This window comes from Bacteroides fluxus YIT 12057, assembly GCF_000195635.1.
In the GTDB taxonomy this organism is placed as follows: Bacteria; Bacteroidota; Bacteroidia; order Bacteroidales; family Bacteroidaceae; genus Bacteroides; species Bacteroides fluxus.
In genome coordinates, this window is record NZ_GL882625.1 from 88,603 (window position 1) to 100,965 (window position 12,363).

At 47.4% G+C, this 12,363-nt stretch carries 8 protein-coding genes; 5 read left to right on the forward strand and 3 right to left on the reverse strand.

The genetic code is table 11. The features are described 5' to 3' along the window. The first annotated feature begins 152 nt into the window (after positions 1-152). The 5 genes from lnb (at position 153) to HMPREF9446_RS07295 (ending at position 8,188) form a co-directional block, all read left to right on the forward strand. Positions 153-1,373: a lipoprotein N-acyltransferase Lnb gene (lnb, locus tag HMPREF9446_RS07275; RefSeq protein WP_039968753.1), complete on the forward strand. Its 1,221-nt coding sequence runs from the start codon at positions 153-155 to the stop codon at positions 1,371-1,373. Further along, a complete protein-coding gene (locus HMPREF9446_RS07280; protein ID WP_009124926.1) occupies positions 1,370-2,938 on the forward strand; it encodes an alkaline phosphatase family protein in 1,569 nt (522 codons plus the stop codon). Before lnb ends, HMPREF9446_RS07280 begins: the two co-directional genes overlap by 4 nt. 113 nt (positions 2,939-3,051) lie before the next feature. After that, positions 3,052-6,378, forward strand: a complete 3,327-nt coding sequence (gene secA, locus HMPREF9446_RS07285; RefSeq protein WP_009124927.1) for a preprotein translocase subunit SecA — start codon at positions 3,052-3,054, stop codon at positions 6,376-6,378. A 179-nt stretch (positions 6,379-6,557) separates the two neighbouring features. Continuing rightward, entirely contained in the window at positions 6,558-7,652 is a 1,095-nt protein-coding gene (locus HMPREF9446_RS07290; RefSeq protein ID WP_009124928.1) for a DUF6340 family protein, read from the forward strand. Positions 7,653-7,741: 89 nt separating this feature from the next. Further along, positions 7,742-8,188 (forward strand): hypothetical protein, encoded by a 447-nt coding sequence (locus tag HMPREF9446_RS07295; RefSeq protein ID WP_009124929.1) that lies wholly within the window; start codon positions 7,742-7,744, stop codon positions 8,186-8,188. Between the two features lie 86 nt (positions 8,189-8,274). On the opposite strand, the gene HMPREF9446_RS07300 is transcribed toward HMPREF9446_RS07295, so the two are convergent. Genes HMPREF9446_RS07300 through HMPREF9446_RS07310 form a run of 3 tightly spaced genes read right to left on the reverse strand, consistent with a single transcriptional unit; the run spans position 8,275 to position 12,358 of the window. Continuing rightward, positions 8,275-8,598: a glycosyl hydrolase family 28-related protein gene (locus HMPREF9446_RS07300; protein ID WP_009124930.1), complete on the reverse strand. Its 324-nt coding sequence runs from the start codon at positions 8,596-8,598 to the stop codon at positions 8,275-8,277. An 8-nt stretch (positions 8,599-8,606) separates the two neighbouring features. After that, positions 8,607-11,621, reverse strand: coding sequence for a glycosyl hydrolase family 28-related protein (locus HMPREF9446_RS07305; protein WP_009124931.1), 3,015 nt, complete (start codon positions 11,619-11,621; stop codon positions 8,607-8,609). 20 nt (positions 11,622-11,641) lie between these two features. Further along, positions 11,642-12,358, reverse strand: coding sequence for a DUF3823 domain-containing protein (locus HMPREF9446_RS07310; RefSeq protein ID WP_039968779.1), 717 nt, complete (start codon positions 12,356-12,358; stop codon positions 11,642-11,644). Positions 12,359-12,363: the final 5 nt, after the last annotated feature.

Genomic DNA, 12,363 nt, shown 5'->3' on the forward strand with positions numbered 1-12,363 from the left:
GCGCCAAACGGATGATGCACTCCCGGCAAACAGATGATGCATTACCGGCAGACAGCTCATACCGGATTTATTTTTCCGTCATGAACTGTCCATGATAAAACAACGGCCGATTTTTATTCGTCTATTTCAGAGAAATATTGTAAGTTTGCAGCATGAAACAGAATTTGTACATTTCCCTATATCTCATATTCTTTCTTTTATGCCCCTATCCGGCCATTGCCCAAATGCAGGCGCAAAGAGAAAGCACCCCCGACTCCATACGCATCAGCCTGCTGACATGCGCCCCGGGCGGTGAAATCTATTATCTTTTCGGACACACTGCCATTCGCTACGAGAACCTCACACGTGGCATTGACGCCGTTTTCAATTACGGCATATTCGATTTCAACACCCCCAATTTCACCCTTCGCTTTGCCTTGGGAGACACCGACTATCAATTGGGAGCCACAAACTACAGACACTTTGTCTCTGAATACCATTCTTTGGGACGCGACGTCTGGCAGCAGACGCTGAACCTCACGCAAGACGAGAAAGAACGGCTCATCAACCGGCTGGAAGAGAACTACCGGCCCGAAAACCGGGTGTACCGTTACAATTTCTTTTATGACAACTGCGCCACCCGCCCACGGGACCAGATAGAGAAATCCATTGACGGCACATTGCAATATGCTGACAATATGACCGACAGCAATACGGGAGTCACCTACCGGGACTTGCTGCATAAATATAGTGAAGGCCACTTGTGGTCACGCTTCGGCATGGACTTGTGCATGGGCAGCAAAGCCGACAAGCCCATCAGCCGGAGAGAGATGATGTTCATCCCCTTCAACGTGCAGGAATATTTCAATACCGCCCGCATCCTTGACAAGAAAGGACAGGCACGCCCGTTGGTTACCTCCGAAGAGAAAGTTGTGATAACCGGAAAAACAGCCGCCGACTTCCAGACCGGCGGAATCAGTCCCATGCAATCGGCATTGCTGCTGTTCGTCATAGTCACAGCCGCCACCATCTACGGCATCCGTAAGGGAAAGACACTCTGGGGCATCGACCTCATCCTGTTCTTTGCCGCCGGAGTAGCCGGATGCATCCTGGCATTCCTGGCACTCTTTTCACAACACCCTGCGGTAAGCCCCAACTACCTGCTGTTCGTGTTCCATCCGTTCCATTTATTGTGCCTCCCCTGCATGCTCAACAGGGTACGAAAAAAGAAAACAAGCCGGTATATGATAGCGGATCTTGTCGTTTTAACACTTTTTATATGCTTTTGGGCGATAATTCCGCAAAGAATTGACTTGGCTGTATTACCTTTGGCACTGTGTTTGCTGATACGTTCTGCGAGCAACCTTATTCTCACATACAAACGACCATCATGAAAAAAGGACTGATAACTTCCATACTTGCACTGACGTTCGGTGGCCTACAAGCCCAACCGCTGCCTACTACCCCCAAACTGGTAGTAGCGTTGACCATCGACCAGTTGCGCACGGATTACATGGAAGCGTTCTCGTCCTTATATGGAGAAAAAGGCTTCAAGCGGTTAATGCGTGAGGGCAAGGTGTTCCGCCAGGCAGAATTCCCTTTCTGCGGAACAGACCGAGCCTCGGCCATTGCAGCCATTTATACAGGAAGCACCCCTTCCGTGAACGGTGTCATTGCCGAAAACTGGCTGGATGCCGGCACGCTCCGTCCCGTCAATTGCGTGGATGATTCCGACTTCATGGGGAACTACACCGATGAAAGCACTTCCCCTTCCCGGCTTTTAACCTCCACCCTTGCCGATGAACTGAAAATAGCGACACGCAACAAAGGGTTGGTCTATGCCATCGCCCCTTTCCGCGACGCCGCCATCTTCGGTGCAGGCCATGCAGGAAACGGCGCGTTCTGGCTCAACGAGAATACCGGAAAGTGGTGTAGCACTACCTATTACAGCGAATTCCCATGGTGGCTCAGCCAATACAATGAACGGAAGTCACCCGACTTCCGCATGAAGGACAAAGTGTGGACACCGTCACACCCCATCACCAGCTATACATTTCTACCCGAATGGCGTACAGAGCCATTTAAATATAAATTGGACAGCGAGCGTATCAATAAGTTCCGCCGGCTGATTACCAGCCCTTTCATCAACGAAGAGGTCAACCTGCTGACCGAAGAATTGCTGAACAAGAGCACCATGGGGCAAGACGAAACTCCCGACCTGCTGTCGCTGACCTATTATGCAGGGAACTACAACCACCGCAGTGTACAAGAGTGCGCCATGGAGATGCAGGATACGTATGTCCGCCTCGACCGCAGCATCGCCTCCCTGCTGGACCTCATAGAGCGCAAGATAGGATTACATAACGTACTTTTCTGTATCACTTCCACCGGATATGCCGATGCGGAGACAGCCGACGCAGGTATTTACCGTGTACCCGGCGGTGAGTTTTACCTGAACCGGTGCGCTACTCTGCTGAATATGTACCTCATGGCAACCTACGGTGAGGGACAATATGTAGAGGCCTATTACAACCAGCAAATTTACCTGAACCACAAGCTCATCGAAAACAAACAGCTGAGCTTGACCGAAATACAGGAAAAAGCCGCCGAATTTCTTGTACAGTTCAGTGGAGTAAATGAAGTATATTCCTCCCAACGCCTGCTTTTGGGTCCCTGGTCACCACAGATAGAGCGCATGCGCAACGGATTTCACCGCAAACGCTCCGGCGACTTGCTGATTGACGTATTGCCGGGATGGACCATCATGCAGGAAAACAGTACAGACAACCGCGTGGTACGTACAGCCGCCATTCCTGCCCCATTGATTCTACTGGGCACCGGTATAAAGGCAGAGACTGTCCGCATACCTGTCAGCGTCAGCCGTATCGCCCCCACACTGGCCAGCGTGATGCGCATCCGTGCCCCTAACGCAAGCACCGCTACCCCTCTTGATTTCTAAAAAACCTTCTGTAAATCACTGGGAAATCAGCATTTTAATGTAACTTTGCAAACGGAATGCAGGAAAGCTGTATCTCCCAACCCAATCGTAATAATAATAAAAACAGATATATAATGGGATTTAATGAATTTTTAAGCTCGATTTTCGGCAACAAATCCACACGCGACATGAAAGAAATACAACCGTGGGTGGAGAAAATCAAAGCTGCTTACCCCGAAGTTGCCAAACTCGACAATGACGCCCTGCGCGCCAAGACTGAAGAACTGAAAGCTTATATCCATGACTCGGCCAACGAACAGCGCGCCAAAGTGGAAGAACTGAAAGCCAGCGTTGAAAATACAGAGTTGGAACAGCGTGAAGAGCTCTTCAACCAGATTGACAAGATCGAAAAAGAAATATTGGAGATTTATGAAAAGGCCCTTGATGAAGTGTTGCCCGTCGCTTTCTCCATTGTGAAGGAAACCGCCAAACGTTTTTCCGAAAATGAGGAAGTGGTGGTTACAGCTACCGAATTTGACCGCCATCTTGCCGCAACCAAAGATTTCGTACGCATTGAAGGTGACAAAGCCATCTACCAGAACCATTGGATGGCAGGAGGAAACGATACCGTATGGAATATGATACATTATGACGTACAGTTGTTCGGCGGTGTGGTATTGCATAAAGGTAAAATCGCCGAAATGGCGACAGGTGAAGGTAAGACGCTGGTAGCCACCTTGCCGGTATTCCTCAATGCCCTGACCGGAAACGGCGTGCATGTGGTGACAGTCAATGACTATCTGGCCAAACGTGACTCCGAGTGGATGGGTCCTCTTTATATGTTCCACGGACTGAGCGTGGATTGCATCGACAGGCATCAGCCTAACTCCGACGCCCGTCGCAAGGCTTATCTGGCAGATATCACTTTCGGTACGAACAATGAATTCGGTTTCGACTACCTGCGTGACAACATGGCCATCAGCCCGAAAGACCTCGTGCAGCGCCAGCACAACTACGCCATCGTCGATGAGGTGGACTCCGTATTGATTGACGATGCCCGTACTCCGCTGATTATCTCCGGTCCGGTACCTAAAGGCGACGACCAGCTTTTCGAACAACTCCGCCCGCAAGTCGAGCGGTTGGTAGAGGCCCAGAAAAAGCTGGCTACACAATACCTTGCCGATGCCAAACGACTGATTGCTTCGGACAACAAAAAAGATGTAGAAGAGGGATTCCTCGCTTTATATCGCAGCCACAAGTGCTTGCCCAAGAATAAAGCGCTGATCAAGTTCCTCAGCGAACAAGGTATCAAAGCCGGTATGCTCAAGACCGAGGAAATCTACATGGAGCAGAACAACAAGCGCATGCACGAGGTGACAGACCCGCTGTATTTCGTGATTGAAGAGAAGCTGAACAGTGTGGATCTGACCGACAAAGGCGTAGATTTGATCAGCGGCAACTCCGAAGATCCGACTTTCTTCGTGTTACCCGACATCACCGCCCAGCTTTCTGCCCTGGAGAACGAAAAAGACCTGACAGACGAGCAGCGCCTTGAAAAGAAAGACGCACTGATGACCAACTATGCCATCAAGAGCGAACGTGTACACACCATCAACCAGTTGCTGAAGGCTTACACCATGTTCGAGAAAGATGATGAATACGTGGTAATCGACGGACAGGTAAAGATCGTGGATGAGCAGACCGGACGTATCATGGAAGGCCGCCGCTACTCTGACGGTCTGCACCAGGCCATCGAAGCCAAGGAAGGCGTGAAAGTGGAAGCTGCCACCCAGACCTTTGCGACCATCACTTTGCAGAATTACTTCCGCATGTATCATAAGTTGTCCGGTATGACCGGTACCGCCGAAACGGAAGCAGGTGAGTTATGGGACATCTACAAACTGGATGTAGTGGTAATCCCGACCAACCGCCCCATTGCCCGCAACGACATGAACGACCGCGTTTACAAAACCAAACGCGAAAAATATAAAGCCGTCATCGAAGAAATCGAAAAGATGGTAGCAGCCGGACGCCCTGTACTGGTAGGTACCACTTCTGTAGAAATTTCCGAAATGCTGAGCAAGATGCTGACCATGCGTAAAATTGAGCACAACGTATTGAATGCCAAGTTGCACCAGAAGGAGGCAGACATTGTGGCCAAAGCCGGTTTGAGTTGTGCCGTAACTATCGCCACCAACATGGCGGGCCGTGGTACCGATATCAAGTTGAGTCCGGAAGTAAAAGCAGCGGGAGGTCTTGCCATCATCGGTACAGAACGCCATGAATCACGTCGCGTGGACCGCCAGTTGCGTGGTCGTGCCGGCCGTCAAGGCGACCCGGGTTCATCCGTATTCTTCGTATCCTTGGAAGATGACCTGATGCGCCTCTTCTCTTCCGACCGCATCGCCAGTGTCATGGACAAGCTCGGTTTCAAGGAAGGCGAGATGATTGAACACGGAATGATTTCCAAATCCATCGAACGTGCACAGAAGAAAGTGGAAGAAAACAACTTCGGTATCCGTAAGCGCCTGCTGGAATATGACGACGTCATGAACAAGCAACGTACCGTTGTCTATACCAAACGCCGCCATGCATTGATGGGTGAACGTATCGGTATGGATATCGTAAATATGATCTGGGACCGTTGCGCCGCCGCCATCGAAGCACCCGACTACGAAAACTGCAAGATGGATTTATTGCAGACTCTTGCCATGGAGGCACCTTTCACCGAAGAGGAGTTCAAGGACGAAAAGAAAGAACGACTGGCAGACAGGGCTTTCGACGCAGCCATGGAGCTCTTCAAACGCAAGACCGAACGTATGGCACAGATTGCTTATCCCGTCATCAAACAAGTCTATGAAACTCAAGGGCATATGTACGAAAACATCTTGATTCCTATCACGGATGGCAAACGTATGTACAACATTTCCTGCAATCTGAAATCCGCTTACGAAAGTGAGTGCAAGGAAGTCGTGAAAGCCTTTGAGAAATCGATCTTGCTGCATGTCATCGATGAAGCATGGAAAGAGAATCTACGTGAACTGGACGATTTGAAACATTCCGTACAGAATGCAAGTTACGAACAGAAAGACCCGCTGTTGATTTACAAGCTGGAATCCGTCAACTTGTTCGATACAATGGTAGATAAGATCAATAACCAGACGATATCTATCCTGATGCGCGGACAAATACCGGTACAGGAAGCCCCGGCCGAAGCACCCCAAGCCCCCCGCCAGGTAGAAGTACGCCAGGCCGCTCCCGAGCAACGCCAGGACATGAGCAAGTATCGCGAGCAGAAAGTGGACCTGAATGACCCCAACCAACAAGCGGCCGCAGCACAAGATACGCGTGAACAGCCCAAACGCGAACCTATCCGTGCCGAAAAGACCGTGGGACGCAACGATCCCTGTCCTTGCGGCAGTGGCAAAAAATACAAGAATTGCCACGGAAAAAACGCCTGACATAGTAAGTGAACTATAACAATAGGGTGATAGAACGGTAAACGCCATGTTTATGCTTCTATCACCCTATTACATTATCATCCTGCCCGTTACCACTTTATCACATTTTTTATTTGTTCCTGCTTTTGTATATTCATCTAAAAGAGTACTTTTGTTACTTGGAACAAAAGTAATAAACTATGGCCAAACATTACTATTATCTGTTATTGTCCGGCATGCTGTTTCTGAGTAGCTGCCAAAGCGTGGAACAACTGTCCATAGACTATATGCTTCCGGCAGAAGTCAGCTTTCCTCCTACCCTGAAACGGGTAGCCATCGTGAATAATATGCCGGAAGTTCCCGACAACAAGCTGATTGTCAGCGAAGAGGCTGAAAAAAAAGAAGAAAACGAGATAGCACGGCTCACCAACTATTACAACGGGGATGCCCGACTAACGACTGAAGCCCTGGCTGAAGCCTTAGCCAATGAAAACTATTTTGAAGAGGTCGTCATCTGTGACTCTGCCCTGCGCAGCAAAGACATCACTCCACGAGAAAGTACACTGAGCCGGGAAGAAGCAAGCAAGCTCATCCAGGACCTGGACGTAGATTTTCTGATTGCCCTGGAAAATATACAGATGCGTTCTACCCGTAAGATAAGTTATCTACGCGATTGGGGAGCCTTTTACGGTACGGTGGACGTAAAAGTATATCCCACAGTAAAAATATATCTGCCCAACCGCAAGGGGCCCATGGTGACCATAAACAACAATGACAGTATATTCTGGGAAGAGATGGGCAACGGGGAGGCCTCTGTCCGTGCCCGCCTCATCGGTGAAAATGATTTAATAAAGCAAGCATCGGAATTTGCCGGAACAGTTCCGGTAAAACGCCTCCTCCCCCATTGGAAGACTGCCAACCGCTACCTGTTTCAAGGCGGGTCAGTAAACATGCGTGATGCAGCCGTATATGCCAAAGAAGGGAATTGGGCGGAAGCCGTCCAATTATGGAAAAAGAATTTCGAGGCAAAAAAAGGAAAGCAAAAGATGTACTCCGCCTATAACATAGCCATGGGATATGAAATGCAGGACAGCATAGATACCGCTACGGAATGGGCGCTGAAAGCACAACAAATTGCCCGTGAAATAAGCAAAGTCGATAAAAAAGAAAAGGATGAAATAAGTGACAGTACAATCTCATACTACATCCTCATCAGTCTTTATGTAGATGAATTGCAAGAAAGGAAAGAGGGACTGACACGCTTGAAGGCCCAAATGAACCGATTTAATGAATGAGAGAGGAAGAAATATAACTTTTTTCATTATTCATTATTTATTATTCATTATTTTCCCTACCTTTGAACAACCATTAAGAAAGAAATTATATGAAGCTCAGTCAATCGTCATTATCACTCCTTGAGGAAACCATTAAAAAAGCAATCAGCAGATATACCTGCGGCTGCGAGCAAACTATTGTTACGGATATTCATCTACAACCCAATCAGAACTCCGGAGAGTTGGCTATCTTTGATGATGAAGACGAGGAACTGGCCAACGTCACCATTGAAGAATGGACGGCTTACGAAGGGGATGACTTCTACGAGAGTATGGAACGTATTCTCCCGACCCTACTCTGCAACATGAAGAATGCAGGCACGTTCGACAAACTGACCATCTTGAAACCATTCTCGTTTGTCTTGGTAGATGATGAGAAGGAAACGCTTGCCGAACTGTTGTTGATGGACGACGATACCCTATTGGTGAATGACGAACTCCTGAAAGGACTGGACGAAGAGCTGGATGCCTTCTTGAAAAATCTGTTGGAAAAATAAATTTTGTGAATAATATTCCAAATCCTATATTGAAAAGAGCCCTTGCAATATATTGCAAGGGCTCTTTCGCATCGTACACCACAGTCTTACCTGATCTTTATACCATAAACGGAACGGGCCGTAGTTACGAATAAGATGTCCCTGCTGATGCGGTAGTTGCCTTCCGGCAAAAACAAGATACCGAAGTTTTTCTCGCGCTTCACTTGATTGATCGCCTCCTGAATCGCTTCGGTCACATCTGATTTTCCGTCAGCCTTGAAAGCATAATTCTCCGGAGTAAAATAGAAAGCCTCCGGATCATCAGGCTTCTGAGTATATACGGAACTGCTTCCGGCAGCCCGGCCGACTGATACGCTACTGATAATCCAACAGGCTATCAGCAAAAACCTGATTGCATGATAACGTCTCATTGCCTATACTATTTAATGCGTACACCAAAGAATTTGGAACGCCCCGTTATAAACAAGGTATTACCGTCCCTACCACCGAATTGCAATGTGGAAGGACGTTCCGGAACACGGATTATCCCCTTTTTCTTGCCATCCTTGTCAAAGACATAGATTTCTCCGTCAGCCACATACAGGTTACCATCCTGATCTACGGCCGAACCGAACTCTCCCTGTTCTACAAAATAGTTCAGATTAGAAAGTGTACCATCGTCAGCTACATCCATCTTCACCATTCTACGGTCATACTCATCAGAAGTGTAGAAAGGTTTACCCGGATAAGCCTCCAATAAAGAGGAACTGCGGGACAAATCAAAGTAATGGGGAATAATAGTCTTGCCATCCGGCGCCAGGAAGCACATTTCGGGCACATATACCGATACTTCGTTGAAATCATGGAAATCTCTCCAGCGATTGGAAGGATACAATGCTTTATGTACATTTTTCACCTGCCCCATAGGCACACGGGGCAACAACCTGATTGTTTCTTCCGGATTTTCCGGATCCATGGCATAGACCCTCATCGTAAAACCGGAGTTGCCGTATCCACTGAATGAAGTTCCCTTCGTATCGGGCATTACCGGCATCTGCTCAGGTTTGCCGTCAATCAGATAGCCGGGCTGGACATCGTAGCGGAACAATACCAAAAGATTGTCTTCAGAGTCAAATGCCAGGTTAGAGGGCTTCCAGGGAAAATCGGCAATCAACGAAAGACTGTTCGTATCCACAGACCATTTGAAAATACGGCGCATCCGATGGTCGCAGAAATAGACATTGCCTTTACTGTCGCGCGCAATGCCTTCAGTAAAATCAAAATCGGAAGCCAACTGGTTAACTTTATTCACCTCATTGCCAATAGGCTGCCGGTGCGGTTCCTTACCGGTCACTATCAGACGGGAAAGTTCCCATGGACGGATGTCGATATCTTTATTTACATCAAAGACTGCAATATTATTGGTGTATTTAATCTGTGAATAATTATGCAGGTTGAGGAAAGCAATGTTCTCGCAGTTACGAATACGCACGGAGCTGTGATAGGGCTCGTTCACACGGATTACACGGAACATATACAGATTGGCAAAGGTCATATCCTTGCAGTCATCCATCTCAATAGGCTGGCACTCGGTACTCTCACGACTTTCTTCCTCAGTCTGCATGCAATACACCTTCCAATTGGAAACCTTATTGAAACGCACCTCATTCCTTACATGATGTTCGATAGACATGGCGTAGATACGTCCCGGAGTACTGGTATTGTTTGCATAGAAACCGCTGGTAGCATAAGTGCTCGCAGTCCAGATGTCCTTGAAAGTGCCGCCACCGTTATTAGTGACCCACAAGCTCCAATACTGGTTGTCCCAGGCAAGGTCCATGCCGGAGGCGGAAACAGGATTATCCGGAGTGCTGACGCGCGCCGGTCTGTCCCACCACCCTTTGGGAGCGGCGACACCCGGTTTCGGTTTCCACATACCACCATGGCCACCTACAAACTTCACATCATTGATGTACGAATCCGCATTTGCCATCCATTTCACACCTACCGCACGATAGTTTATACCACCGGTATTGATGCCAATGCCCACCAACATATTAGCACCGCCTACAGAAGACTCCACCATTGCCTTCGGTCCGCCGAAGCCACTGAAAGCAGGAGTACTTTCATCCAGACGGAACTGAGTACCAAAAGGATGCAACCCTATCAGTTTGGTATTCGGTTTCATTTTCAAGGTTTCAGTAATACGATACCATCCTTGGGGAACATAGATATTGTCATACTGGTCAATGGCCGCTTGAATGGCTTTCGTGTCATCGGTCTCTCCATCTCCTTTTGCGCCCAGCTCACGGAGATTCACCCAAGTCGTCATCGAAGGTAATGCAGGGATATCCGTCAATAAGGCGGCAGGAAACTTCTGTATAGGTTCAACATCCAGCAAAGTCCTGTATTCCGGCATGTCAACCATACTGTCCATCTGGAGACCGTGGTCGTATGATTTCAGTCTATAGATTTTATAGGAGACTTTTGTATCTGTGTTGCTGCGTGTATATTTTGCCAAGACAGGTACATTTTTGCAATATACATTGCGGAAAGTAATCTGGTTGTTGCTGTTGTTCTCATTGGTAATGACTACAGCAGGGCCACTTACATTTTCAAAATAACTGTTTTCAAGAAAAAGCTTGTCACAATAATTAGAATCAATATCAAACACCGCCGGTACATTCCTGGCATATAAATTCACCATTGCCAAACCAGATTCCTGGCAGCGAAGCGCCGCGATGCGTTGTCCTTCAAAATAAGAATCAACCATCATCACAGGCCATCCCGGAGAAGCTTTTGTTGTATAGATACCATAATCACCTCCATAGAAAGCCACATTCTCCATCTCATTGCCGACATCAAAGAGCCCGGCTTTTCCTTTACCTATATGCACCGCAACATAACTGATAAAACTATGCTGCGCATAATGCGTACGCAATGCGACTGCATGCGGATTGCCGTCTTCTATACGGAGGTTGATATTGGACATCGCACTATAAAACGTACCGGCATTGGCGTCACGGGGAGCAGCCCCCTCTTCTACCAGTCCACCGGTAAACCAAAACATATATTTTGCCTTTCCCTTATCCGTAGGGACCTCATTCTGAAATCCCGGAGAATTTTTGGCCAGAATAAACTCCGGACGTTTTTTCCCATATCCAATCAGACGGATAGCTCCAGGAATATAAATGGTCTTGCTTATCTTATACTTGCCTTCGGGAATGAAAAGAATTCCAAAATTCTTCTCCTTCTTCACTTGATTGATGGCAGCCTGCAAAGCATCCGACACATCCATCTTCCCGTCTGCTTTTATTTGATAGTTTTCCGGAGTAAAATAAAAAGCTTCCGGATCATCGGGTTTCTGGGGATAAATAGATTGCAGTTGTACCGCATAAAGCTGGGTACATATCACCCCTAACAGCATTAACAAAGTAGTTTTCAGTTTCATCATGGTTAGTAATAATTTGGATTTTAGAAAGGAACTACTACCAAAGGACTATAGTTATGGCGCACGGTACCGACCCCATCAACACTTGCCAAGGCACCAATACGGAAATAGTAATTCTTTCCGGTATATTTGAAAGAGCCTGCATCTTTATCCAAATCAATGGTCAGCGTATAGGTCTGTGCCGGATCTATATCGATAGCAGGGCTGAAGTTCTGCACATCTGTACCACTGCTCAATCCAAAACGGATACTGTGGGCTACCCATTGATCCGAGAAAGCAAATAACTGGACCGAAGCAAGCTTCTCATTTCCCTTGCCGCCTTCCAAAGAAAAAGTCGCGATCATCTTATTGCCGTTCTTCTCAATCTTAGGATTAATGATACGAATATACGGAGTTGCCTTGAAATCCTTCGTATTATCACCTTTTTTAACAAGTACGTTCTTTTCCTCAAAAGGATAACAATTGCCGTTTTCAAAACGGATGTTGTACTCGGCAGCAAATACCATGTTATTGCGGTATTCACCGGTATTCATGATTTTCCAGCTCTGGTTTTCCGGATTGTCAAATCCAAGTTCCACTACCGTAAGTCCGCACTCCTGAATATCCGTACCTATCAATTCGTTCGTCTTTTCATCTAAAATAGAACCGTGAATAGAGGCATTCGGAGCTTCATAATTATCTATTTCGCAAGAAGTCAATGCCAGCAGACAGCTTGCAACCAATAATGTTAACTTTTTCATAATCA

Bases quoted from the DNA above. Each gene is read 5' to 3' on its own strand.
- secA (WP_009124927.1), top strand. From the start codon at position 3,052: ATGGGATTTAATGAATTTTTAAGCTCGATTTTCGGCAACAAATCCACA.
- HMPREF9446_RS07310 (WP_039968779.1), bottom strand. From the start codon at position 12,358: ATGAAAAAGTTAACATTATTGGTTGCAAGCTGTCTGCTGGCATTGACT.
- HMPREF9446_RS07295 (WP_009124929.1), top strand. From the start codon at position 7,742: ATGAAGCTCAGTCAATCGTCATTATCACTCCTTGAGGAAACCATTAAA.
- HMPREF9446_RS07305 (WP_009124931.1), bottom strand. From the start codon at position 11,621: ATGATGAAACTGAAAACTACTTTGTTAATGCTGTTAGGGGTGATATGT.
- HMPREF9446_RS07300 (WP_009124930.1), bottom strand. From the start codon at position 8,598: ATGAGACGTTATCATGCAATCAGGTTTTTGCTGATAGCCTGTTGGATT.
- HMPREF9446_RS07290 (WP_009124928.1), top strand. From the start codon at position 6,558: ATGGCCAAACATTACTATTATCTGTTATTGTCCGGCATGCTGTTTCTG.
- lnb (WP_039968753.1), top strand. From the start codon at position 153: ATGAAACAGAATTTGTACATTTCCCTATATCTCATATTCTTTCTTTTA.
- HMPREF9446_RS07280 (WP_009124926.1), top strand. From the start codon at position 1,370: ATGAAAAAAGGACTGATAACTTCCATACTTGCACTGACGTTCGGTGGC.